The sequence below is a fragment of the Bartonella massiliensis genome (assembly GCF_902150025.1).
In the GTDB taxonomy this organism is placed as follows: Bacteria; Pseudomonadota; Alphaproteobacteria; order Rhizobiales; family Rhizobiaceae; genus Bartonella; species Bartonella massiliensis.
Window position 1 is genome coordinate 1 of sequence record NZ_CABFVS010000029.1, and the last position, 24129, is coordinate 24129.

General features: G+C 46.0%; 35 protein-coding genes. 1 reads left to right on the plus strand and 34 read right to left on the minus strand.

Annotated features, from left to right (window positions below; all coding sequences use genetic code 11):
- The 33 genes from FNZ60_RS07120 to FNZ60_RS07275 all read right to left on the minus strand — a co-directional run.
- Nucleotides 1-573, minus strand: a 573-nt coding sequence (locus tag FNZ60_RS07120; RefSeq protein ID WP_246054737.1) for a phage tail protein, incomplete at its 3' end; no start/stop codon positions are given.
- Complete coding sequence (locus FNZ60_RS07125; RefSeq protein ID WP_142416936.1) at nt 573-1439, minus strand: baseplate J/gp47 family protein; 867 nt, start codon at nt 1437-1439, stop codon at nt 573-575. The genes FNZ60_RS07120 and FNZ60_RS07125, both read right to left, overlap by 1 nt.
- Nucleotides 1426-1812: a GPW/gp25 family protein gene (locus FNZ60_RS07130; RefSeq protein ID WP_142416937.1), complete on the minus strand. Its 387-nt coding sequence runs from the start codon at nt 1810-1812 to the stop codon at nt 1426-1428. Before FNZ60_RS07130 ends, FNZ60_RS07125 begins: the two co-directional genes overlap by 14 nt.
- A 3-nt stretch (nt 1813-1815) precedes the next feature.
- A complete protein-coding gene (locus FNZ60_RS07135) occupies nt 1816-2034 on the minus strand; it encodes a hypothetical protein (protein ID WP_142416961.1) in 219 nt (72 codons plus the stop codon).
- Between the two features lie 12 nt (nt 2035-2046).
- The gene (locus FNZ60_RS07140; protein WP_142416938.1) at nt 2047-2640 is read right to left on the minus strand and encodes a phage baseplate assembly protein V; all 594 of its coding nucleotides are present in this window, start codon (nt 2638-2640) and stop codon (nt 2047-2049) included.
- Nucleotides 2637-3176 (minus strand): hypothetical protein, encoded by a 540-nt coding sequence (locus tag FNZ60_RS07145; RefSeq protein WP_142416939.1) that lies wholly within the window; start codon nt 3174-3176, stop codon nt 2637-2639. The genes FNZ60_RS07140 and FNZ60_RS07145 overlap by 4 nt, the downstream gene beginning before the upstream one ends.
- The gene (locus FNZ60_RS07150) at nt 3173-3667 is read right to left on the minus strand and encodes a phage virion morphogenesis family protein (protein WP_142416940.1); all 495 of its coding nucleotides are present in this window, start codon (nt 3665-3667) and stop codon (nt 3173-3175) included. Before FNZ60_RS07150 ends, FNZ60_RS07145 begins: the two co-directional genes overlap by 4 nt.
- Nucleotide 3668: 1 nt before the next feature.
- Nucleotides 3669-4094, minus strand: coding sequence for a gp436 family protein (locus tag FNZ60_RS07155; protein WP_142416941.1), 426 nt, complete (start codon nt 4092-4094; stop codon nt 3669-3671).
- Between the two features lie 12 nt (nt 4095-4106).
- Nucleotides 4107-5072 carry a major capsid protein gene (locus FNZ60_RS07160; RefSeq protein ID WP_142416962.1) on the minus strand — a complete coding sequence of 322 codons (966 nt, stop codon included), beginning with the start codon at nt 5070-5072 and terminating at the stop codon, nt 4107-4109.
- Between the two features lie 12 nt (nt 5073-5084).
- Nucleotides 5085-5426 (minus strand): DUF2190 family protein, encoded by a 342-nt coding sequence (locus FNZ60_RS07165; RefSeq protein ID WP_142416942.1) that lies wholly within the window; start codon nt 5424-5426, stop codon nt 5085-5087.
- On the minus strand, nt 5423-6472 hold the full coding sequence (locus tag FNZ60_RS07170; protein WP_142416963.1) for a phage protease: 1050 nt from the start codon (nt 6470-6472) through the stop codon (nt 5423-5425). Before FNZ60_RS07170 ends, FNZ60_RS07165 begins: the two co-directional genes overlap by 4 nt.
- Nucleotides 6473-7123: 651 nt before the next feature.
- Complete coding sequence (locus FNZ60_RS07175) at nt 7124-8329, minus strand: phage head morphogenesis protein (RefSeq protein ID WP_142416943.1); 1206 nt, start codon at nt 8327-8329, stop codon at nt 7124-7126.
- A complete protein-coding gene (locus FNZ60_RS07180) occupies nt 8322-9902 on the minus strand; it encodes a DUF935 domain-containing protein (RefSeq protein WP_142416944.1) in 1581 nt (526 codons plus the stop codon). The genes FNZ60_RS07175 and FNZ60_RS07180 overlap by 8 nt, the downstream gene beginning before the upstream one ends.
- A gap of 13 nt (nt 9903-9915) precedes the next feature.
- Nucleotides 9916-11541 carry a hypothetical protein gene (locus FNZ60_RS07185; protein WP_142416945.1) on the minus strand — a complete coding sequence of 542 codons (1626 nt, stop codon included), beginning with the start codon at nt 11539-11541 and terminating at the stop codon, nt 9916-9918.
- Entirely contained in the window at nt 11534-12115 is a 582-nt protein-coding gene (locus tag FNZ60_RS07190) for a phage protein Gp27 family protein (RefSeq protein ID WP_142416946.1), read from the minus strand. The genes FNZ60_RS07185 and FNZ60_RS07190 overlap by 8 nt, the downstream gene beginning before the upstream one ends.
- Nucleotides 12078-12434 (minus strand): VpaChn25_0724 family phage protein, encoded by a 357-nt coding sequence (locus FNZ60_RS07195; protein WP_019221544.1) that lies wholly within the window; start codon nt 12432-12434, stop codon nt 12078-12080. Before FNZ60_RS07195 ends, FNZ60_RS07190 begins: the two co-directional genes overlap by 38 nt.
- Complete coding sequence (locus tag FNZ60_RS07200; RefSeq protein ID WP_120122224.1) at nt 12431-12745, minus strand: DUF2730 family protein; 315 nt, start codon at nt 12743-12745, stop codon at nt 12431-12433. Before FNZ60_RS07200 ends, FNZ60_RS07195 begins: the two co-directional genes overlap by 4 nt.
- Complete coding sequence (locus tag FNZ60_RS07205; RefSeq protein ID WP_142416947.1) at nt 12742-12981, minus strand: hypothetical protein; 240 nt, start codon at nt 12979-12981, stop codon at nt 12742-12744. Before FNZ60_RS07205 ends, FNZ60_RS07200 begins: the two co-directional genes overlap by 4 nt.
- Nucleotides 12947-13285: a hypothetical protein gene (locus tag FNZ60_RS07210; RefSeq protein WP_142416948.1), complete on the minus strand. Its 339-nt coding sequence runs from the start codon at nt 13283-13285 to the stop codon at nt 12947-12949. The genes FNZ60_RS07205 and FNZ60_RS07210 overlap by 35 nt, the downstream gene beginning before the upstream one ends.
- Nucleotides 13286-13564 carry a hypothetical protein gene (locus tag FNZ60_RS07215; RefSeq protein ID WP_246054739.1) on the minus strand — a complete coding sequence of 93 codons (279 nt, stop codon included), beginning with the start codon at nt 13562-13564 and terminating at the stop codon, nt 13286-13288.
- Nucleotides 13561-14142 carry a glycoside hydrolase family 19 protein gene (locus FNZ60_RS07220; protein ID WP_142416949.1) on the minus strand — a complete coding sequence of 194 codons (582 nt, stop codon included), beginning with the start codon at nt 14140-14142 and terminating at the stop codon, nt 13561-13563. The genes FNZ60_RS07215 and FNZ60_RS07220 overlap by 4 nt, the downstream gene beginning before the upstream one ends.
- 87 nt (nt 14143-14229) lie before the next feature.
- On the minus strand, nt 14230-14637 hold the full coding sequence (locus tag FNZ60_RS07225) for a helix-turn-helix domain-containing protein (RefSeq protein ID WP_142416950.1): 408 nt from the start codon (nt 14635-14637) through the stop codon (nt 14230-14232).
- Between the two features lie 6 nt (nt 14638-14643).
- On the minus strand, nt 14644-15273 hold the full coding sequence (locus FNZ60_RS07230; protein ID WP_142416964.1) for a phage protein GemA/Gp16 family protein: 630 nt from the start codon (nt 15271-15273) through the stop codon (nt 14644-14646).
- Between the two features lie 8 nt (nt 15274-15281).
- Nucleotides 15282-15905, minus strand: a complete 624-nt coding sequence (locus tag FNZ60_RS07235) for a DUF3164 family protein (RefSeq protein ID WP_142416951.1) — start codon at nt 15903-15905, stop codon at nt 15282-15284.
- The gene (locus FNZ60_RS07240; protein ID WP_142416952.1) at nt 15898-16167 is read right to left on the minus strand and encodes a hypothetical protein; all 270 of its coding nucleotides are present in this window, start codon (nt 16165-16167) and stop codon (nt 15898-15900) included. The genes FNZ60_RS07235 and FNZ60_RS07240 overlap by 8 nt, the downstream gene beginning before the upstream one ends.
- On the minus strand, nt 16167-16436 hold the full coding sequence (locus FNZ60_RS07245; protein ID WP_142416953.1) for a hypothetical protein: 270 nt from the start codon (nt 16434-16436) through the stop codon (nt 16167-16169). The genes FNZ60_RS07240 and FNZ60_RS07245 overlap by 1 nt, the downstream gene beginning before the upstream one ends.
- Entirely contained in the window at nt 16433-17467 is a 1035-nt protein-coding gene (locus FNZ60_RS07250) for an AAA family ATPase (RefSeq protein WP_142416954.1), read from the minus strand. Before FNZ60_RS07250 ends, FNZ60_RS07245 begins: the two co-directional genes overlap by 4 nt.
- A 344-nt stretch (nt 17468-17811) precedes the next feature.
- Nucleotides 17812-19809, minus strand: coding sequence for a transposase domain-containing protein (locus tag FNZ60_RS07255; RefSeq protein ID WP_142416955.1), 1998 nt, complete (start codon nt 19807-19809; stop codon nt 17812-17814).
- Nucleotides 19806-20264, minus strand: a complete 459-nt coding sequence (locus FNZ60_RS07260) for a hypothetical protein (protein ID WP_142416956.1) — start codon at nt 20262-20264, stop codon at nt 19806-19808. The genes FNZ60_RS07255 and FNZ60_RS07260 overlap by 4 nt, the downstream gene beginning before the upstream one ends.
- Complete coding sequence (locus FNZ60_RS07265) at nt 20261-21247, minus strand: ParB/RepB/Spo0J family partition protein (RefSeq protein WP_142416957.1); 987 nt, start codon at nt 21245-21247, stop codon at nt 20261-20263. Before FNZ60_RS07265 ends, FNZ60_RS07260 begins: the two co-directional genes overlap by 4 nt.
- Entirely contained in the window at nt 21247-21645 is a 399-nt protein-coding gene (locus FNZ60_RS07270) for a hypothetical protein (protein WP_142416958.1), read from the minus strand. Before FNZ60_RS07270 ends, FNZ60_RS07265 begins: the two co-directional genes overlap by 1 nt.
- Nucleotides 21629-21766 (minus strand): hypothetical protein, encoded by a 138-nt coding sequence (locus FNZ60_RS09735; RefSeq protein WP_185913517.1) that lies wholly within the window; start codon nt 21764-21766, stop codon nt 21629-21631. Before FNZ60_RS09735 ends, FNZ60_RS07270 begins: the two co-directional genes overlap by 17 nt.
- 67 nt (nt 21767-21833) lie before the next feature.
- Nucleotides 21834-22139 (minus strand): helix-turn-helix domain-containing protein, encoded by a 306-nt coding sequence (locus FNZ60_RS07275; RefSeq protein WP_015398991.1) that lies wholly within the window; start codon nt 22137-22139, stop codon nt 21834-21836.
- A gap of 153 nt (nt 22140-22292) precedes the next feature.
- Between FNZ60_RS07275 and FNZ60_RS07280 the strand changes: the two genes are divergently transcribed.
- Complete coding sequence (locus FNZ60_RS07280) at nt 22293-22823, plus strand: helix-turn-helix domain-containing protein (RefSeq protein ID WP_142416959.1); 531 nt, start codon at nt 22293-22295, stop codon at nt 22821-22823.
- Between the two features lie 514 nt (nt 22824-23337).
- Here the strand turns inward: FNZ60_RS07280 and FNZ60_RS07285 are convergent.
- On the minus strand, nt 23338-24129 hold a 792-nt coding region (locus FNZ60_RS07285), incomplete at its 5' end, for a DNA adenine methylase (RefSeq protein ID WP_142416960.1).

The following is a 24129-nucleotide window of genomic DNA, read 5'->3' on the forward strand; positions in this document are numbered from 1 at the left end:
GTGGTTGAATTCTGTCGTGCGCCCAAAAGAAAACAGCGTATCTCCAGCGGTTAAGCGGATACCGCTCTCAAAATCCAGCATGCTGTCATCAAGCCGTGACATATTGGCTTGCGTAGCTTGCACCTCATAACCCGTGACACCACGGCGAAAATCAGAGCGCAAGCTTTTGGAAAGGTCGACAATCGCTTCAATCGCCTCGAGATCACCTCGTTCAGGCAATTGGTCAAATTCAAGTTGAAAGGAATTCCACCATGCACGCTCTGTCCACGCGGGTGTAAAGTGTACTGAGAGTCCAAGCCATTGAAGACCCCTATCAATTGCCGCTACAGAGCCACGTATCTGTTGCCATTCAAGCCCTTGGTCAAGAAGATCATAAGAATTCGAGAAATAAGGGATGAGTTCTTGTAAACCATATTCGTCAATTAAGAAGGGCAACCAAGAAGGGGGACGCGTAATCAATTTGGCACGCACAATATCTTCGAGCACCCTTTTGACTTGCGGGGAAAGAGCCATGGCCCCAGCCAAACAGCGTTCAAACAAGCTTGAATTGGGGGGCAATAACAACGCAGACATCAATAAGCATGCCCCCGTTTTGACAAAGCAATTTCCCCTAGTGCTATCGCCTCATGAGGGGCAACAAGAATATCTTCCTGTGGCTTTGTAACCTCCACATGATGGACACCTTCAACCATCAGGCGGCTTAATATCCAACTTGAATATAGATCACGCCCAAGCCTGCCCGCACGCGCCCATTCTTCTCTTAAATTCTGCTCTGCTCTTTCTAAAAGCTGTTCTCGCTCACCGGGTAACAACCAAAGGTTAGCCGAAATATCGATCACCCGCTGTACAGCACTCTTGACCAAGAGGGTATCATTGGTCATTTTAACATGAGGATCATCAAGGGCTCTTTGCACCTTGGCAATCAAAGCCTCATCGGCCACTCCTGAAGGGGCATCACTAAAAAGAGCCACATAAATAAGCGGGCTTTTTCCCACACGATAAACAAAAGCATCTTTGACACGGATATCACTGGAGAGAGCAAAATATTGATAGCGAGGTGCTGTCCCCCCTGTGGAATGCCCTTGCCTCTTCAAACGAATGCGGCGGCGAAAACGCTCATCATCCTCATCTAAAAGGCGCGTGACCCCATGAAAATCCCCCAAATGGTCTAAACTTGTGCCATGCGCAAATTCGAGCAAATTATCTCGTGCCACTTCATTAATCCGCTGGCGCAACAGCAACTCTTCATAAGCAGCCGCTTGTAATTGAATGACCACAGGATCATAAGCGGTCTTTTCCACATTGTAAGGGATATGATGAGCGGCAAAAACATCCATCAAACGCTTAATCTTTTGCTCTAAAAGCCTTTCAACAGAAAGCTCTTCAATCACTTGCGGCACAGGGCGTTGTGAAAGGGATAAACGTTCAGGCTCTGCCATAGGAAACCTCTAGCGGAAATTGCCTCTCTTGCCCATGGGACCAATCCCCCAAATGCCCATCGGGATAAAAAATGCCCCTTAAAACAAAGTGGAATGTTCCCTCACGCGTTGCCTTGGTCAGATCAATCCTCTGTAATGAGAACCCAGGCTCTCCGCATTCTGGATCATCAAGTGCGCAAGCAATGGCTTGATAAAGACGTAAAATCGTTGCAGGATTGGCATTGGCATCTTGGAACTCTCTAACATCACACCCATAATGGCGACGCAAAACCCGTGTTCCCACCCTTGTCATTAAACATTTATGGATGGATTGTTGGCAATGCGCAAAGCCATATAAGAGAGAGCCATCTTTTTCGCTCACCCCACAACGCATGATTTAAGCACCCTTGGTTGTCTTTGTAAGAGAAGTCGTTGGGGCGGAAGATACGGGTTGAGCAGAAGAAACCGTTGGGGCTGGTTTTTCAGCAATCTGACCCAGAAGCAAAGGATATTTTGCCGCCTCTTCACTGAAACAAATTTCCTCACCCTTCCCCGGTGAACGCTGACCCGCCACAAAATCGGCATTGGTTAAAATAACATAAGTTTTCTCACGCATCATAAAACTCCTTTAAAGAGGGCTAGAGGTTGTGGAAGGACCCATTTTGACCCCACCGTGAACATGGCTTGCACCAACCGATTTTTGGTTGTGCTGTAAATCTTCTGCTTGAATCTGCACACTGTCTGCTAATTCAACACGGGTTGATTGGTGGCAAAGCATGAGACCTTTGGCGCTTAAACGAATTTGGTTTTCCCCATGGGAGAGAATAAGTTCATCTTTGGTCATCCGCAGAGCGCCTCCCGCATAACAAAGCGCAAGCTCTTGCGGTGAGCGTGCTAGATTTTGTGCATCATCGCTATAGCTATCGCGTACCACTAAAGAGGCAGAGCCTATCTCACCATGGGGGTTTAACAAGCGCACCGGATCACCAACATGCAAAGGCATATTGCTAGAGACAGCACCAGCGGCTTCTTGTGCTTGTAGCCAAGGTGATAAAACTGCTTGCCCATTGGCACCTTTAGAGAAAAGTTTTACCCGCACCCTATGCCCATCAATTTGTGCCACCCGCCCCACCATGTGCTGGTTGGCAAGACAGCGTTCAAGCGCATCAAGACGCTTCATAATTTGCCGAAAGGTCTCGCCCAACAAATGTGCATCATTCATGAAGACACCTCATGGACCTGTGTTTCATCATAGGAGATTAATCCAGCTTTAAGTTGACTTTGTTCCGCATCCGCAAAAATATCTTGCCCCAACTGATGCAAATCTTGGCGCCATTCCACCACACTAATCGACACGCCCCGTTGTTTAATCGCCGCAGAGATAATGGGATCAATCGACACATCCCGCGGGGCACTCAAATGGGTTAAGCCCCATAATTGTCCGCTATGGCATAAAACCCCTATGGCTTCTGCTAAAAGCCAACTGGAAACATCACGCTCTTTGCCCGTGGTGATAATAAAAGCCCCTAAATGAAGTTCAGCACTCATCTGACCAGAAGCAACAGAACTCAAGCGCCCTTCTAACACCGCAACACGTATTGCTGGCGCAACAAGCATCTGTGTTTCAAGTTCTTCTAAATTAAAACGCCCAAATTGACAGGCACAATCGCGCACATCCGGCAAAGCCCTTTTAAGGCTCCTTATTACCGCCTCACGAAACGCATTAATACGCCCCAGACTCTCAACAGCTTGTCTCATGAAAAGATCCTTCCCAGCCAATCTTCTGCCGCTTTGACAATTTCCACTTTATTGTGTTCTGAAAGCCCTAAATAGGCACGTGCCGGCATGGTCACTTGCGGCACACAAACAAAGCGCTGTGCCTTGCTGCTTTTTAAGAAAAAGCGCAGGGTTTTACCATTTTTCGGGCGAATGACGCCACCCAATTGATGAATCCGCGCATAAACCAACCCAGAGCCAATCACCACCTGTTCTGGTGAGGCTTTCATATCAATAGAGCGTGAGAGCGCCCCACTGGCATAAAGAATGGAGGTACGAGCATAATTGTTTTTCCACTTCTCTCCTTTGGGGGAGATTTTTTCGCTTTGAATCCGCCGCCTTGTGCTTTCTTGAATAAGGTGACCAACCCCTTGTGATAAAGTTCCCATTGGGGCATGAGCACTCTTTTGTAAAAAGGATAAAGCCGCTTCAAGCCCCGTCTCTTTAATCTCAATATGGGTTGAAACAGACATGTTATCGCCCCATCAAACGCGGTTGAGCGTGAAAAAAAGCCCCATCCCGCACGGGTCCATCTTCACTCATAATTTTGGGTTCATCGACCCCCAAACCCGCTTTGCCTTCCGCAATGCGTTTGAGCAAATCAACCGCCTGTTTGTAGCGATCTTCAATGGTTGTGGTCAGGGCCGTATGGCGTATGGCTAAATTATAAACCGCAATATTTACACAGATCATACCCAAAGCTGCTGGTTGTCCAGCAATGGGAACCAAGTAGCGACGAGACAGATGAGCATCCATCTCACCACTTGCTTGGTTTAGAGCAAGGGCAATGGCTTGATCTAAAAGCACTGGATCAGAATTTTCATCATCAAAAGCACATAAGTCTTTTAAGAAATCATCCCCCCAGAGCTCTTCAATCAATGTCTTGCTTGCATAGGCCATTCAGTCTTTTCCTTAAACAACATCTTGCAGCAATACACCGGCATCTTTTGCGGCAACCAATTCGCACACCCGTTCACCCACACGCACGCGTTTACCACCCGACAAACCGATATCTGGATCAGAGATCACCCCAGAGATACGCTCACCCAACTGAGCACTAAAGCCCCAACTGATGACAGAACCATCCGCCTGTTGCTTGGTGGGATCAATATAAAGCAGAGCAATCTTATTGCCCCAAACGCGTGCCAATTGCACTGTGCGTCCTTTGCGGGCTAAATTGACTTGCGATTCACCAATCAATAACCGATGAGAGTCTATTTCCATCAGATCTGCAAATTGCGCTTTGGTCACAAATCCATCAGCTGTACCACCCCCCTTAACCGCTTTGATAATTTTGGGGTGACGTTTGAGTTTTGACCAAACAACTTTTCCCATGACAATGGTGTTGGGTGTATAGACGAGAGCTTTATCCTTCGCCTCATCTAAGACAGCATAAGGGTCTGATTTGTCATAATCACTGAATTTATTCTCACCCTTCAAGTTAATCACCCGCTCTGGTGCGTAATTTTCACTCTTTTGCACAAGCTCTGCCACACGCACTTCACGCCCCAATTCCAGCAAATTAGCCAGTCCTTCCACGGCTGTCTTTTCAGGGTTATAACGAGAGCGCTTTTCGGCTCGTGCGCGGGCTGCGGCTTCAATATCTGAATTGGGAATAAGATCATCAAGCCCGTAATCTCTCACACTAGCTTCCCGTTCAAAGGCGGAAAATTCCACCACATTCGGGCGCCCTTTACGCCCTATCTCCAGTTCAGGGACTGTAAAACTTTCCGCGAGGGGAAATTCACTATATTTAAACACTTCACTTAAAACACAAACACGCGGCAAAACTTTATCGCCAATCAGTGAGCCTTCGGGATTGCGATAGCCAATAGCAATGGCGGTAAGGGTTGGATCAATGGGAAAAGGTCTGTTCATCATAAGCCTCGATTAATTAATTTTAAAAGAAATAATATCACCAGCAGAACCATCACTCATGGCAATACCAATGGTGCGATCTGCCGCTTCTGCCTTAATGGCGTGCCCCTTAGGGTCAGAGGTTAAAAAGTCACCAAAGGAAACATTGCCCCCACATATCACTTCCCCCCAACCGCATTGACCAACATCGATCATTTCGCCAGCCTTTGCTTTACAAGAGCCGGCAGTGCCTAATAATTTATCACTCTTTCCAGAAGCTGTTGCCACCATTGCCTCACCGCGTGCTGCAACAATGCAATAAGGCGAGATCTCTGCAAAAGCGCGAAAAGATTTAATTAAAATCGTCGTACTCATGATGAACGCTCCTTGTGCTCATAAATATAATCAACCGCTTGGCTAATGGTGATGTCGAAGCCTTTTTGCTTCTGTTCTTCTTGATAATGGCGTGCGGCAAGAGCAATCTCTTCTGGCGCAAGCTGATGTTCTTGCACCAAGGCACATACTTCTAAAGGACTTGTCGATGCCAGAGCCGGTAATTTCTCGATCAAACTTTGAAAATGTTTTATGCCCCCTTCAAGGCGACAAAGGGCACGATAGTCTTCCCGCGCAGCCGGCAAAATCTTGCCCTCTTCAACCGCTTTATCTAAAAGCCTCTCAATGGCAGTGTTTTTTTGCTCTTCTTGCAAAAGCGCCAAATCTTCACGCGCTTTTGTTAATTGGGCATTTAATTCCACCCGTTCTTTTTCGCGGGCTGCAATGCTTGTTAAAATTTCTACAGGCTTTGCATCTTCTGCCAGCGATAAGGCGCTCGCAATGGCTGTCAAATCCATCATTTCCTCCATCAAAGTTGTTGGGGACACCACAAGAGGTGTCAAAGGGGGGGTTAAAGGCGGTGTTGAAGGGTGTTCACGGCTTAAAGCCGTCATCACAAGGGCGGGACGGTTCACCAACCCTGCCCCTGCCAAACTTAAAATCTCACCATTTTTAGAATGACGAAACTCAGGGGAAAGATAACGATATTCCCCAGTCACAATCTTTTTAGCAGCCATATCGGTCCATTTAACCCGACCCCAAATCGCACCATCCCGTTCTGTGAGTTCTTCAATCCAACCGCTTGCCGGCGCTTCTAAACCGTTTCTCGCTCTGTGATGTTGCCCATGCTCATAATCAATCACAAGCGGTCCTTTATTGGCTGCAAAAGCCTTTAAAATCCTTTGCGGACTATAATGCCATTGCCGTCCATCACGTGCCTTCACATGAGGTGCTTTGGGCAACAGCTCGACCCATTCCGGTGCTTGGCTCATAGTGAGATCTTGGCAAAGATCAATAAACTTGCCATGAAAGGCACCGTCATAAACGCTCTGCCCTTCTTTATCATTTTCGTGAAATTCTTGTTCCATCATTGCCTATTGCTTTACAATTATCATTGGCAATACAATGCATGAAACCACCTCAGCTTATAAGTCTGACAATGTCAGTCAAAAGAGCACTTCTAAAAAAAGCACTTTTTTCCTCTCTTCTAGCTTATAAGAGAAAACCCAATGCCAAACCTTCTCATAAAACGTTTTCAAAGGCACTTCAAAGGCGATAGAGCGCCATTGTGAAGTTAGAGGTACAAATTTATCACTCCACACAAAAAACCTCTCTCAAAGCGCGTTTTCTTAAAGATTGCTTTTGTACATTTAAACTGTTAGCGTACTCACGAGGCGTGAGCCAGTTATGCCAGGACGGCTTTGCCGGATCTGCGAGGAGTTGACCGCCCTCCACGCCTTCTCATGTTTCCCCACACACTGGTTCCTTCTTTACAAAGCCAACAAAGCTTTGCGGTGTGCGCTTTCTTGCCTTTACAAAAAAGCCTCTCTCAAAACGCGTTTTTTTTAAAAGATTGCTTTTGAATGTTTAAACTGTTAGAGTGCTCACGAGGCGTGAGCCAGTTATACCAGGACGGCTTTGCCGGATCTGCGAGGAGTTGACCGCCCTCCACGCCTTCTCATTCTCTCACACACAATAACTCTTTTCACAAAAGCCAATAGGGCTTTATAGTGTTCCCTTTATAACAACCGTTCGTCCTTCTTTTCAGCCGCCTCTAACAGACGTTGAATTTCGCGAAAGCTCTTTTTATGCATGGAAGTCAGCCACCACTCTTGTTTGCTTGCCACAAATTTGACCGCTAAGCGCCACCATGCCCCTCCACTTTCACCAAAAAACAAAACGCTCGGCACATCTTTGCGTCTAATGATACCATAGGGCTTTATGAAGGTTTGAATGGCACCACGAAAATCCTCCAAGTGAAGAGCACGTGCTTGATGTTCTAATAAAATATGTTTGACACTGTCTGAAGATAAGCGAATAAGAGAATTGTCCGCGGAAAAAACATCACGCACCTTTTGTATCATCGGGGCAATAGGAATAAATCCACACGGCATACGCCCTTCAAACATCGCTTCCAAAAGCGGTGAGCCAACAATATCTTCAATGGCAATACGCTTGCCATTGTCCCCCATTACAGAGACTTTATCACTTAAAAATCGGCTTAAATTTTGTGCGCGCTGTTTTCCAGGATTAGAATGCCATCCAGGATCAATGCCTACGGGTATCTTTTCAACGCGCCCCGTCCGCTTATTGCGCCAAACCCGCGTCTCCACATGGGGTGGCTCTGCGCCCTCTTCATAGCCTAAATTTTCTGCTTCATAACGGCTTACCTGCCGCACACTGCATTTACACCGCCAACCATTGGGGGGATAAAGCCAATCCCAAATGGGATCATCAACCGGTGCCGTAAATCCCACCCAACTTTCATGTTCTAAACGCTTATGTTCTGAACTCGATAACGCATAGGTCAGGTAAGGCAAAAATTCTTTATTATTTTGTGTGCGTTCCCATTCCCCTGCCGCATGCGCACTCATGGTATTGGCCCAATAGACCGTTTCTAAACGCCGCGGGCTGCCCAACTGCACCACGCTCATTTCACCCGTTTTCGGGTCAATGCCCATCTTTTTCCCCCACCAGCCTTTTTCTTGTAAAATCGGCATCAGATTTTTCTGAAATTCTTGAAAAGTAACGTGATGTTTTATGGCGTCTCCAACCGCTTGCTTAAAATCCTCTAAAATGTCATAGCCTACCGATTTTGCCACCGTAAAGGAAAAGGCATGCTCTTCTGGTGCAACATCACGCCAATCAAAACTTGGAACAATATTCTTGGCTGCAAAATAACGGGTGACCTCTTGGGGTGCCGTCTTAAAAAGTTCCTCATCCATGATGCCCCAGTCCCCGCGCAATCATTTGCACCTTTGCCAAGCGTGCTGCCAAGGCATGATGATCCATCTCCCCCAACAATTCATCTAAGCCTTTGAGGATATCTTCATAACTTTTAGCCTCTCTCACAAGCTCTTTAAAGGGCTTTAAAAGGGGTTCTAAATCCTCTTCCCAATCACTTAAAGCTTCCTCAGAAAGCCGGTCCAATTCGTCGTGATGTTTTCCACTCTGCTCTTTTTCCACCCCTTCTTTTCTGGTTAAAGAAACATCAACTCTACCCCCACAATCCGTACAAATATCAGCTTTTTGTTTCTTCTCATCATCAGGCCTAAGAAAAGCAGCCCTTAAAACATCCTCTCCCTTTTTTGGTTGCGAAAAGCCAATCTTATTGCGCACCTCTTGCGCCCCAACACGCAAGCCTAACGGCACAAGTTTTTCTAAAGCATCACTAATGGCTTTAATATCTTCATTTTCCGAAATCGGCCAATAGACAAGGGGGTAGCGCTCTTGGCGCCCAAAATTACTCTCCACAAAGGGTACAATCAAATCACGATTAGCCGTCAAAGCCAATTGCCGTGCATCAGCTCTGGCAATATCATGACGCACATTTTCATGAATACGCGCTTGCGAAAAAGACGCCCCATCATCCGTCGTCATGGTTTGTCCCAACACACCCTTTGAGATCTGCCGATCTAAATATTCCGCCTTGACGCCAAAAACCGCATTGCCACTGCCCCCTGCCGCTTCAATAAACTCAATCTCCATCTCTTTGGGAATAATCGCCGCCGCATCGCTGGATAAATCACGCACCGCTTGAATGAGAACCCGCCGCTCCTCTTGAGAAGAGCTTGCCCCATATTTGCCCACACGCAAAGGCATGCCGTAAACTTCTAAGAAAGCCATCCAATCTTTCAAGGTGTAAGACTTAAACAAAAAAGCCCAAGCCGCAAGTCTGGCAAGCCCAGAGCGAATAGGCAAACCACTTTTCAACTTGGGGCGGTGAATGGAAAATTTATAAGCAGGCAACTCTGTGCCATGAAGAGATCCCTCTTCTTTTAAACGCAAATGAAAGCCATCTCGCCTGTCCAACTGAAAAAACCGCTGGTCACGCCACCGCCAAGCAACCGGCCACCATTCCTTAGCGCTCTTGTCCCACAAGGTCTCAACAATCGCATAGCCTTTACCCAAAGCATCTAACAAATCTGCCACATAATCATCAACAAAAGTAGGCGCGCTAATCACCTCGCGCACCGCATCGGCTATTCTTTTGTCCTGCGCACTGTTGCTTGCCGCAATCACCCCAGGCTCTACACCGGTAAGGGCATTTTTACGCATACCCAGCACCGCACGATAGTGCAAATCACGCTCTTCCATATCATCAGCCAGTTGAAAAAATTGTTCGGGCGTCCCTCCTGCTGCCTGCTGCAAAATATTGGCAAGTTGAACAGGGGTCAGACCACTGACAACAGTTTGTGACCACACATCACGAACACCCCCAATGGTAGGGCTTGCAACCTCCCTCCCCAATCCCTTCACTTGAAGAGCTTTGCCCCATTGATCAACCAATTGTACCATCTTATCAATTCCCTCAGTAGATCTTTGATCTTGTTGTTAAAAAGAGCGGGTTTTCATCAAAGCTATAAACATCCAGAACGGGCGTATATTCGTAAATTTCCGGCGTCTGACGGCTGGCAAAATAAGCCAAAGCACAAGCAATCGCACTATCCCCATGGCGCATAAAACCATCACTGCCTTTAAAACGATGATTGTCTGGAATTTTGACAATGCCATTGACATAAGCAAGTGCTTGATGATCAGCAACCACATCACCATCACGCGGCAAAACAATCATCCTATCCCCAAAAGCTTCTAAATAAGCCGGCATTTCTTTGCCATACCAACTTTGTGACAATTGAACCTCTTGCACACACGCCCCATAACGTTGTGCTGCTTTTTCCGCTAAATAAGCCCCATTGCCCCGTGCATCTAACGCGCCACCCAACAAACGTGGCAAGCCCCCCACCCCATAAAATAAAATCTCTCTTTGTTGATCAAACGGCATATTGCGCAATTCCACCATAAACCGCACACGGCGCACCAAATCTTGCCCCACCTCCATCACCACAATTGATGTCGCATCACCACTGCGGGCAAAATCAACCCCAAAAACATGTTGACGCCGCCGATCAAGCTTAACATGAAGAGGCTTTATATGCGTCTCACACCAAGCAAAAGCTGCTTGACTTCGTTGATCATCCGATTGATTTTTAAAATCATCCACACAAGCAAAACGCAACACCGCAATATCTCGCGCACAACAATTTTCAATCTGCAAACGCGTTAAAGCCGCCCCTTCTTGATCAGCTGGTATGGCATCCAATTCTTGCCGCATAGCACTCAACCGCACCCCATAAGAAGCGCGGATTTGCGTCTCCCATTGTTGTTGGGAAGCTAAACTCCATGTCTCCCCCTTCATGGCACAAACCCGTTTAAACAAGCCATTTTTAACCGCCATCTGAAAAGGGTAACGATGCACCGAAAAAGGAATTTTGCCCGCTCGCGCCTCACGGATCAATTCATTGAAAGGATTAAGCACCCCATTATGGGTGGAGATCACACGGATTTTGCCCCCCCAAATCAACAAAGCATTCACCGCATCCAAAACAGAGCGCACATCCTGATGAAACGCCGCCTCATCAATCACCACAATGCCCTGGAGTCCGCGAATATTTTCTGGACGGCTGGAGAGCGCTTCAATACGAAATCCCGAAGCAAACCGTACCCGATAAGCAGAGATATATTTTGTCGACCCATCTTCTTTTTGATCTGGAAATAAAAATTCCTCCACATCCCCACTGTGGCTGGTAATCGCTTTGGCAAAATGGCTCACATAGCCAATAAATTCACGCCCCTTTTCTTTGGTATCGCCAATGTAAAAAACATTATCCCCCCCTGCTTTAACAGTTGCCGCCGCAATCAGCGTATCATCTAGAGCCTCAGCAAAAGTAATGCCGGTCCGGCGCCCTTTTTCAACCAACTTTAAGGGGGATTTATCCTCAATCCATGCCCGTTGATGCGCCATTAAAACCCCTTCAGCTAAGGGATCTTTCTCTTTGAGACAAGCACTTGTCTGCCAAAGATCAAAACCCAAACGATCATCAACCGCAGCATCTTTTAAAGGAGTTTGTTTAAAAGTCTCACGCCCCTCAGTCATGTTTTATCCCCAACACCTGCGCGCGAATAGCCCGTGCCGTCTCTTCTGAAAGCCCCGCTGCTGCTGCTGCCACCTCAACCGCTTTACTTGCCTTACTTGTAAAATCCTTCTCTAATCTTTGCCGTCTGGTGGTCGACAAATGTTCAGCAGCCAACACCCCTTTAAGCGCATTCGCCAACTCTTGGGCTGCCTTTGGCGAAAGGCTTTTCCCACTGCTTAACGTGGAAAAAATAAGCTCTTTAATCGCTGCAGCTGTTAACAAAGTAATATTATCAGAAGCTTTGGCATCAAAGCGCTGTGAAAGGCTTGCTGCTATTTCGCGCGTTTGTTCTAAGCGCCGTGACATCACCGCGAGCCGCAAAGAATAACGATTAAAACTCGAAAAGGAGGGAATGGAAAAATTGAGATCTGTTTCTTTTTTTAAAGCCTTCAAAGCCGCTTTAAATTCATCATAAATGGCTTTTTGCGTCTTTTCACGCCCATTTAAAGCTTCAGCCGCCTCTGCAATAATTTGATCACAAGCTTGTGGCAATAAATCAATCGCCGTTAAGCGCCCACGCCCGACCTTGCGCATCCCTCACCTCGTCTTTTATTGATGAACGTTTGGGACGCTTAATCCCCTCAATGGAAAAGCTACGATCTAAATGACGCGCTCCCCGTTCTGTTAAAGCCGCAAGCAAAACAGATCCCACACATTTTAATGTAACAGCGCCTTGCTCTTCCATAAAAGCCAGTTCATTGTGCACAAAATCGCGATCACGCCGGATACCATAACTGTATAAAAGCCGCTCAATCATCGCACTCGATAATGTTTCGCTGCGCTCACAAGCAAGCCCTTTTAAAATAATCAACCGCGCTTCTTCACGAATGATTTTATCCATATCTGCTTTCATTTCTTGGCATTCTCCAATAAAAACTCTTGCAAGCGCTCACCTATGGCTGCCACCGGTTGCAACTGTGCAGAAAACGTATTGAGGCGCCCATTTAAGCGTTCTATATTCACTTCCAACCTTTGCATGGCATCACGATCAGGCAAAAAATCCATCTCCGTTTCTAACTTTTGCACACGCTCTTTAAGCACCATCATGTCTTTCAGCATTTCCTTCGTACCAGAAGAAAAATAAGCTTTTAAAACCCCAGAAATGGCAACAATGGATAACAACAACGAAAGCCAGCCATTGGCCACACTAATATCCAAATTCACGACCCCCTCCTTGACTTCATTAAAATGGCTTTGACAGCTGCTCGTCTGTGCTGTTCGCAGATCAATAAAGCAGCACGATCACGGCTCCAATAATGCACCACTTCGCGTGCATTCAAAGCGCGTTCGGGCAACAGAGAAGGGCGGGCACACACCATGCGAACAACAGGCGGCAGTTCAACCGATAAAAACTGATAAGAAAAACTATCCCTTGGCTTGGGTATTGAGCAAGCGCACACGCTCAAGCCCAATGCCACCGCCAGTAGTTGGCAATACTGCATTGACCTCCTCCATTTTTGTAAGCCTTTGTCTTAAAGCAGAAATCACCACTTGTGCTTGAAGCTCTGCTCTTTGTGCGGCTTCTCTTTGTTGCTTCTGTTCAAGCTCTGCTTGTAGGGAAACCTTGGCAATTTCTAAGCGCCAATACGCATCACGCGCTTTTTCTGCTTTTAAAATTTGCCCCTTCATCCAACCAAACAACGCGAAAAGCAAAAGCGCAAAAAAAAGCACCCCAAAAGACAGCTTTAAGGAAGGATTAAACATTCACCCTCTCCCCCTCCATAAATCATCATTGCCCCCATACTTGTTGCTCTTGAGGCGATTGAAGGGCTTGCTATTGGAAAAGTCCAAGGAACCAAAACCGCGATGCACCCCCAAATTCCCAACGATAATCGCCACCATGGAAGGAATAGAAATGGCTGCCATATCAACAATGTGAGCCCCTCCAAACAAACCACCCAAAATCAGCAAAAAAATAACCCCCCAAGCAAACCAAAAGGACCACCATAAATAACGTCGAGACCCCCGATACGATGGCTTCATGACGTCACCTCGCATGAAAGCCCTAAAAGCTTTTTTGCCCGATTAAGATACGTCAACCGCTGAACAAGACCATTTTTCCCCCCATTAATGGCTTTGGTAATCCTCACGACATCATCTTGATCAGCAAGCTTGTTCAAGCCTTTCCCCTGCCAAAACCACACAGCCGACCAAAGAGCGGCTGGAAACTGTTCCACCACTTCTGGAAAAGCCTCACAATCAACCGCTTGGCTCTCTACCGAACCCAAAAACTGCGTAAAACGGCGATAATTATTACGCCCCGTTAATTGAATTAAACCACGACCTTTAAAGCGCACACCATCACCAGGGGTGACATTGCCTAAATCACGCCGTCCTTCATAAGCACGCCCTGATCCATATTCACAAAGGGTAAAAAAGCCATCACTTTCATGGGCGCATTGGCTTAAAAAATGCGCAATACGCAAAGGTGTGGTGAGTGCTCCATAAGATAAAGCTTTAGGCAAGAAACGTGCCATCTCAACAATAATATAATCTTGGCGTGCATGATGCGCCAGCTTAGGCGCAAGTTGATGAAGAAAAGAAGCATCTATTGAAATCATAAAAAAACCACTCAATGAATAAAATTCATCCGCAGTTTATGAAATCTCACGCCCCCCATATAAGCCTGACACTGTCAGTCAAAACTCTCAATACTCATAAAACTCTGGAAATAATAAACCTTGTGGCTCTTTTGAAGAAATTCTCTTCTTCAAGCGATAGGCTGTACGCACATGCATACCAGAAACAGCCGCCGCATCATCTACCGACCAGCCTTTTTGCAGCGCTTGCATCATTTTTTGCCGCCGTTCAGCATCTCTACCAAGGGGGATAAGAAGGCGCACACCCGAACCATTAAAACAAAAATGGTTGATCAATTGCTGCGCCTCTTCAAACCCAACAATTTCAATCAACCAATCCGCATTCTCAAGACGCCCAGGGATATAAACCTCTCGTCCGCCAAAAGCACGCATCATATTCCATGCCGCCTCACTGCCCGCAACATCGGCTATTTCACGCAATAAGGCAGGAAAATCGCTATAGATTTCCTCGTGCATGCATGCTTACCCCTCGCTTTTAACACCTTTTCGGATTTTCCGCCCCCAAACATTCATAACGTGCATAAAATCGCCCCCACTCATCTCGCCCAAAGCTTTACCACTTAACGCCATAACACTTTGATGAAACGCTTCCCCATCAAACACTGGGTCAAACACAACATCGGGATTCAAACGTTTCCATTGGGCACGCAAAATCAAATATCCTGGCATCTTTTGCCAAGAATCTTGAATCTTTTTCCCTTTCCAGTCAACCCCACCCTCACGCTGCAACCAGCTTTTCAACGCCTCAATGGCTTTTCCCGCGTCGTCACTATCGCGTAAAAAACGAATATGATCAATCCCTGTCTGTCTTTTGACAAAGCGAACTAAGGCTTGATCTGAACGATCACGAATGATGCCAAGATTCCACCCTGCAATCCATAAAGCTTGAAGCTTTTTGGCATATTTGCCCTCTAAAACTTGTCTCTTCGGCTTAAAGCCCCAAGCCTGCATTTCATCCATCACCAAACGCTTCTCTAAAACACTCAAATCTTTTGCCGAATATTTTCCTGTCAGGCGATAAAGCATCGCCCGATAGGTTTCATCATCAAGCGCTAAAGCACGCCTTCCCATATGAATAGCCGCTAAAGACATGGTTTCCCTCACGTCTTCGCCATATCAAGAGTCACCGCACGCCAAGGGCTTTCTAATGTGTCTCGTTCATAAAAACGCACATATTCCTTAGAGGTCGTCACACGAATGGCTTCACGGATCGCCCGCATCGCTTCCCTCCAACGGGGATCACTAATATCCAAGCGCAACAACATAAAAATTTCACCCCGATTCACCTTGCCTTCTTTATCCGTATTAAAAGCACGCGTAATAATCGCGCGGATTTCCGGGCGCGCATCCGCAGACCATTCATTCAAACACTCATCAAGAAGGCTTTTGGCAATTTGCAATTGCGGACCAAAATCAAAGCTTTCTTGTACCTGCACCTTAATACGCTGCAAACCATCAAAACTTGTGTAAGTACAATTGCCCTTTTTACCACGCCGCGCTACACCATATTCTTGCGCAAGCAAATTATCAAAATCACTCAAATCCGCAATCGTATGGCTGTTAAAACGCGCAATCCGTGCTGACAATTCTTTGGCATACCCCATAACCTTCCGCACCGTCTCATCTTCCAGCAAATCCGCAGGGCGGATCATATCCACCGGCACCAAAGCGCCTTTCGCATCCTTCATATAACGCACACCTTCAAGTTCAATCTGTTTATTCATCGCAGAACTCCTCCTTCTTTTCTTGAAAACGACGAAACGGCAAAACAACACCCGATAAAGGGTCGTATCCCGCTTTCAATTGCCAACGACACCGCATAAGCTCATGACCTAAAATGTGGTTATAGCCTGCTAAGCGCCGTAAATACGCATTCAATTCTCGAACATCTTGTCCATGCAAAAAAATCCCATCTGTTTCATATTTCAAAAAGCCAGAGCGCAGAGCAATCAAGCAATCTCTCACCATATAAGGGTTCCGTTCCATTATTTATCTCCTCCAAAATCCATATAAATCACACGATTGCTCTTATCTGTATCCGCATGAGAACCTTCACACTCAGATAAAACTTCTGAAACTTCTTGTTCCAAAACCGCATCTGCTTCCCCCAAACGGTGAACACTCAACTCCAATTCAAGCGATAAAGCCAAATCAACACACAATTTAAGTTCTGCTGCAATATCCAAACCACTTTGATAATCATCATAAAGACCAACAAGCGTATCGGATAATTCCTTAGGGCTTAAGCTCATCATGCCAATTCCCCCACATCACGGTTTTTCCATGCGGCTTTGACATGTTTCAGTGTTACTTCCTCACCCCCATCTCCAAGCGCTGCCATGCGTGCCAACATCATGGTTTTATCAATCTGCCGCAAAGCCCCAGCTTTCAAACCAATACCAGTCAAAAACTTTATCGCCCCAGCATCTTCAATCCCCCAATCATGAATGCGCGCTGCAATATCTTCACTATAAGGTTTGCGCCGCTTCAAATGCATCGCCAAACGGCTTTTAATTTGCGCATAAGAAGGTCCATTTTGACGATGCACGAGACGCCCCGAAATCTCATCATTGCCAACCAAAGCAAGCCCTGTGCCATTGATATCAACAAAGTGACGCAACTGATTAATCGCCTCATCCGTTAAATTTTGCGCCTCATCAACGATCAACAATGTTCCACCACCCACACGCTCTAACTTTTTACCAATAGCACGCGTCAGACGCGCAGGGTTATATTCCACCACTTCTAATTCTGCTGCCATATCATTCAAAATGCCATGAACACTGCGCGTATGCGGGCTTGCTGTGACCAGATAAACATGCGGGCGGGTCGCGCGGTAATAGCGGCAAGTTTCCGTTTTGCCACTGCCCGCATCAAGGGTAATCATCACCATATCCCCCGTACTTTGCGCCAGTGTTAGCGTATCAATGATTTCACAAGCTATACGGTTCTTTCGAAACGCTGGCTTTTCTGGTATCATCTCCAAAAGCCCTGCTGTTTCTTTTAATGCGTCAACCCATTGTTGAACCTTCGCATTTTGCTTGCCAAATTTTCCCGCATAACTACCCGCATACCACTGCGAAAAGGTGCCATCCGGCATACCTATGCGCCGTGCTACTTCTGCTTTAGTCCAGCCATTCGTCTGTGCCAGAGCGATCACTGAATCCACAAGTGCATTCCATAAAGCAATATCATCACTATTGCAGTTTTGGGTTTCTTCATCGGGCTGTTTTTTAGGTCGAGCCCAAGGATTTTTATCAACGGTTGCATTTATCGCGTACTTCATATATATTCCCCTCTTGTATTGATTTAGACAAATGATAAGGGGAAGGACTAGGGCCTTGTCCCTTATCTTTTCTCTTCAATGAACATTTAAAGCCGTACGCAAAACACAAACCGGCTCCCTGACAAATCCCCCTCTCTTTCTTACACATCGGGGAACTTGCTAACTTCACGGCTCCGCGCTCAAATCAAGGCAAAGACACCTGAAAACTTAATTGTATTGATTTAAAATATTGAAATGGATTAAGACTTCTCCTCCCCCCTTTCTTTGTTAACGATTCAAGCTGGTACGCGATACAAAACCAGCCCCCCTTGTAGGCACTCTTGTAAGTCCCCCCCCTTCCTTTCCTATCTTCTAGGAAACTTGATCACTTCATGTACCTCACTTGAAGCGCTAAGGCGTCTTAAAGCTTGGTGCAAATGTTGACTAAATTCTCGGGAATCCAAAGCCTCATCATCCCCTAAAACCGCATCAGGAGCTTTTAAAGCCAGACTCCCCGCATTCTTTGGCATCAAGCGGCTTACCTTTGGGGAAACAGGACGCTTAGATTGTGCATCATCCCCCCTCCTTGCAACTTTTGCATAAACATCCGCCAATTGATCCGGCGCAAGTTTTGCCGCCAACTGCTTTTCTGCTTTAACTGCCTTCACATATTCTTTACGCAAACGCCCATTCAAACGTGCTGCCTGCTGGTCGTAAAAACCCACATCCGCAAGGCAAGGCGCCAAACAAAGCAACTGATTATTCAAATCATAAACCCGCAAATCTTGATGCAAATGATCAGGGTCAAAGCGCACAATCACCTTCTCTCCCGCATAGCTATTCAACGCCCGCGCCCAATAGCGATTGTCATAAAAATGAATCTCACCCGTCCCCTTTTGCGTACGCAATGCTTCTGAAGTCAAAAGCCATAAAGCCCTCTGAGCTGCTGTTGCTTGACGAACAATCGTCCCTTCTGCCTTTAAACTTTCTGCAAAAGTCTCATCAAAACTGCGCCCCGCACATGTCAGCGCCTTACGTCCTGCTTGCGCATTATGCGCCACAATCTGCGCCCCAACATGGGCTTTAAATTCTTCCAAATCCATCGCCCGCTTACCATAATCTTCAGGCTTAGCATCCGGTTTATTCCCCGTATAAGCCCCCGCACATAACGGGTGTTTAGAAATCGCTTCTGCCAAATCACGCCATGCCCGCTCAATCGGCTTTGACTGCCCGCTATAAGGGGTCGTCCATTGCAATTGAATACCCAAACTGGTCAAAAGACCCTGCGGTTCATCCGCCTTAATCTTAAAACGAAAGCGGTTTTGCACACCCCCAGAAATCCATTTGCTGGTAAAAGCACGCCCATTATCCAAAGTCATACGCTCCGGTATCCCATAAGCTTCCACCATATCCCCAATCACCAAGCGTACGATTTCCCAAGTCTCAGCATCTGATAAGCGCCACGATAAAATCTTGCCTGAATAAAGGTCTTGAATGGCAATCAAATAAAGCCGTACAGGCTTCGAGCCCCAAGGAACATTCACAAAAACATCCAACTTATGCCCGTCCATATTCACCGCTTCCATTGCATGCAAGGCACGCCGATCACGCCGTTGGGCGGGATAAAGCTTTTTTGCCGTCTCCTCGCCCTCACGCGCTAAAGCCACAACCGCTTTGGAAACTTGTGCCTTAAAACGACGACGTAACGCCCGCTCTGAAGGGATCGGCGCCCAACCTTTCTCACGCGCAACCCCAACCATCCGCCGATAACATGCCGAAAATGCAGGGCGAGAAGGGCGTAAATAATCCGAACATAAAATCTCAAAAGCCCCCTCATGACAGGGTGCAAACGGCGAAGCAGTCTCCTCACCATAACAAGGCGCCAGCGCTGCCAACCAATCACAGCGGTCAACACCTTCAACCATCTGCCGCCAATTAAAAAGCGACATCCGGCTAACCCCAAACTGAACCGCACATCGGCTTGCCGCATCATGCACCCCCATACCGGCATGGAGTAAATCTTCCCAAAAACAAAGCGCCTTCAAACGTTGTTCACAACGGCTTTTATGCGCCTTTGAAAGCCCTTCATAACGCGCCCAAAGCGCTTCTTTTTGTCTCTTTTCCTCTGCCTTTTGCAAAACATCAACACTCCCCTCCCGCAACAACAACGCCGCCCGCGCCCCCTCCGGCAATAAAGAGATATGATACTCCCAAACCGGCTTGGTCTTACCTACTGTTTGACGAAACAATTGTGTATTCAAACGCCATTTCTTAAGCGCAAGATTATTGAGACTAATTTTTGTCTGCGGCAATCCTGGCAAAGCCGCTTCAGCCAACTCAGCAATACTAAACCATTCCTTCATGGCTGCCCCCGTCTAATACGCACCGGAACCGCACGCATCGCTTTTAATTGTGCGGCAATCTCACGCTGTTCCTGCTGCAATCTTGCAATTTCTGCCAAACGCGCTTCATCCCCTTGCAACAACAGCAAACCATCCTCACTCACCACCTCATCCCAAAGCCAAAAGGCACCCGTCGCCCGCACAAAAGCTTTAAAACGTGGCAAGGAAATATCCACCTGCTTACTTTCAGCAACATAAGCATCCAAACTCGCCTTACTTAAACAACCAATGCCTAAATAATGCGCCATACGCTCTGCAATCTCACTGCGCTCATAGCGGCATTCTCGCAAAGCCCGCGCCATAGCCCGCTTAATGCGAGAGCGAAACCGCTCTAAATCAATCTGCGCAACAGGTTCACGACAGGGGAAAACCGGACGTTGAAAAAAATCAAGTTGATGGGAACCACGCGTCTTCATGCCTGCTCCTCCCCCGATTGCTTATTCAAATAATCATAAAACCGCGCCCGTGTCTGTGCATCCGCTCTCTGCCATACCCCCAACAATTGAGCAAAAATCCGTTCCTGTTCATTAACTTTCGGGGGTATATTAATCCCATTGACCAAATCAACAGCCCGCCGTAAATCCCCCTCAACCTGTTGCAAAGCAATCGCCACCCGCCGTTGCGCAACCGGCTCCATCTTCGCCAACTTCAACAACTGCGCTTGATTATCCGCCAAAGCAGTCCCCCGCAAAACAGACCGCAACTCCGGCTGTAAATGTTGGGCAATGCTGTTAAGACGTCTTACGGATTTTGAAGACAAACCAATGCGGTCCGCCACATGTTTAGCAAAAGATAAAACTGTCCCTTTGCCATCCTTTCCCTCTATTTGAGCAATAGGTGCAACTTGCACCAATTGCTCTAAATGCGCACCATCACCGATCAAAGGTGCAACTTGCACCTTTGATTTTTCATCCCCTTCACACCCAGTTTCATGGTGCTCTGTAGAACCATCTTTTGGCAAAGGGACAACTTGTCCTTTTGCCACTTTGTCCTTTGTATATTGATTACCATGGTCACCACCACGTTGAATCTCCCCGTACTTCTTTTCCCACAATTCGCGGTACGTCTGCACAAACAAAGCGCGGTCAATCACTGACAATTCATTGCGAAACAAATTTTCCGCAACCTCTAAAAGCGCAGCATTTTCTTTATCGGCTTGCACCACAACCGCTTCAATAGCGCTATACCCTAAAAGCTCAGCCGCCCGTAATCGATGCGCCCCCGCAATCAACGTATAATGCCCCTCTTTCGCATTGGGCGTATGGCGCACGGTAATCGGATTCATCAACCCTTCTCGTGCCATTGATTGGGCAAGCGCCTTGGCATGCTCATCATCAACAGGGCGTATACGCTCCGGTACAACAATCAAATCTAACGCAATCTCTTGAAACCGTGCCATTATCCAACCGCCTTATCCATTTCTCGTAAAAACAAATCCATTGCACGCCCAGCCCACCTTCGATAGGCTTTAGCAAATACAGGCTCTTCCAAACGCCGATTAATGACTTGCAAAGCAAGGAAAATAGCAGTTTGCTTGCGTGTTTGCATGGCAACAATACGCCGCCGCGGAACCTCAAACTGATAATGCAAAATATGAATAGCAATCTGTCGTGCTAATACCGCATCAAACAAGCCATGCGGAGGGTCAATAATATACCGGATTGGCAAATGCCGAAATCCACCACTCACCGCTTTTAAAGAACAGGAAAGCATCATTTGTAACCGTTCAGCTTCCGAATACGGATTAAAAATTTCTCTTTTAGCCTTTGGGGTCCATAAATTATAAGCCGCAACCATAACCACCCCCGATAAAGAAAATTTGACCACCTAACCTAAAAAAACAACCCATCCAATCGGCTGCTTGATGCGGCAACAGTGTGCAATTTCTCTTGCCTATTTTGTATTGATCTTTAGACATTGATAAACCTTTTTATCTTATGGTATCTAAATACATGGCAAATGCGCTAACACGCAGAGCCTAAAGCTTAAGCAGCATTACCGCGTGATAGGGAAGAAACAACAGAATCCGTATTGGCATGTTTTGCTGCTTTAAAAATGCGACGGCGACTTTTAGGGTAGCGGTCGCTAAAAACCTGCTCGACGGGCAAACCGATAAAATCGGCAATGGCGCGTTCGGCTTTCTCGTTAGACCGTGTCCAAATGTGTTGAACACTGGATGACGAGAGTTGATAAGCTTTCGCGAGCTCCGCCAAAGTCATGTTCCGGCGGCGTAGCTCGGCTAAAATACTATGGCGATCCCATACTTGAATGCATGTTTGTGTGATAGTCATAAACTTTCGCTCCTGCTTCAAACGGATGCTCCCACATCCGTTTTTTGTGGGGTTAATTGTAAAATATCTGCCCTCTATATCGGGCGGTAATAATAGGTATACAGCCTAAATAGGCTTTTGTAAATACCCAAATGTCATTTGGAGTGATTTTTTTTGGCACGCCCTGAAAAAGAACCTGCAACAGAACTTGCAAAACGATTGCGTGAAATACGGCACACCCTTGGTTTTACGGAGCGCAAGCAATTCGCTAAACATTTTGAAATCCCCGAAACGACTATGCGCAATTATGAAACGGGATTACGAGAACCTCCTGCATCTATACTGCGAATATATAAAGATCGTTGTGGAATATCCTTAGATTGGCTCGTCACTGGAGAAGGTGAAATGTTTAGTGACATGGCAAAAGCAAAAGCAGCGGGTTTTAAAGCACCTACCATTCCTAATGGTCTCATGAAAAAACTTGGTCGCATAGCTTATACAACCTATCGCAATGAAAATATAAAACTCCCCCCCGAAGATATAGCGGAACTCGCGGCGGAACTTTATAAAAAACTGCAAGAGCTGGTTCAAAACATCAACGACACAGAAGAAGTCGAAGCAAGTTTCCCTCTTCTTAAGATTCATTTAAAGCGCCAAATAGAAGCTGAAAGAGCACATCTAGAAACTACACAAGATACGGCTTAATGCTTCTTTAAAATGAAAAATCGATATGAAAATCTTTTTACATTAGAAAAGTTATGTAACAATTTGATTTATAAATATAAATTACCTCTAAAAATAGATAATCACCTATAGGTGAAAATCTTTTTTGCTTTTTTGGTTATTTTTGGCTGATTTTGCAATGTGCTTCACACTTTATCGGATTTTTTTCAAAGGGTCTTCAAAGGCGGTTTTCTGGGCTTTCACAGACTTTTTAAAAATCTTCAAAGCCTTTTCTCATTTTTACGCTCAAATTCCGATTTTCGCTCTTTTTTACCATTTTTTGCAATTTTAGGTGTCAAAATTCATTTTGACAAAACACGCTTTTAATGCTAAATTTTATACATAAAAACAACAAATTATCACGTATTCCTATCTAATCCCACCTAATCCCACTTAGTACAAAACCTAGTGTCAAACTACAAGGGGTTCTCAAAGGGTCTTCAAAGACCTTTCAAAGGGTGTTTAAAGCCCCTTTGATGAATCTTTTTCTCTGCTCCTATAAATCACAATTGGTAATGATGAGTTCCTTTGCCGGAATCGCATTATTTGACAAATTACAGGAATAAGTTGTTCTCACCTCTTTTAAGGTAAACTGGCTAAAAGTTTTACGTATCTCTGGCACATCATTGAGAGAGAGAAGAAACTTCCCTTTTAATTGTGCAAGCAGCATAGACATCGTCTGGTAATCCTCTCGCTTAAACAAGTCCTTGCCATAATAATCCTCAACACCAAAATAAGGTGGATCAAGATAAAATAAAGTGTTTGGCCGGTCATAACGCACAATAAAATCAGACCAATCTAAATGTTCAATGGTAACACCCGCTAAACGGCGGTAAATAAGCTTTAAGACACTTTCAAGTTTCAAAGCATTAAACCGCGCATCATGGTCTGTCGCAACTCCAAACGTACGCTCTGCTACTTTCCCACTAAAGCTTAATCGCTGTAAATATAAAAATCTTAAAGCCCGTTCTAAATCCGTAAGCGTTTCTGGATTTTGTGTCTTTAAGCGTTCAAATGCCTCACGGCTGCTTATTTGAAACTGCAAAAATTCTATAAAAGGGTGATAATGGCGTTGTAATACCCGAAAAAAATTCACCACATCTCCTAAACGATCATTGATAATTTCAGTAGGGGGTATCAATTTCCGTCTAAAGAATATTCCTCCCATGCCAACGAAAGGTTCGGCATAAATGCTATGCGGAATATCCTCGATAATCTTGATAATGGTTTTGGCTAATTTTCTTTTGCCACCAATATAAGCAGCAGCGGGTGAGATGGGTTTAACAGA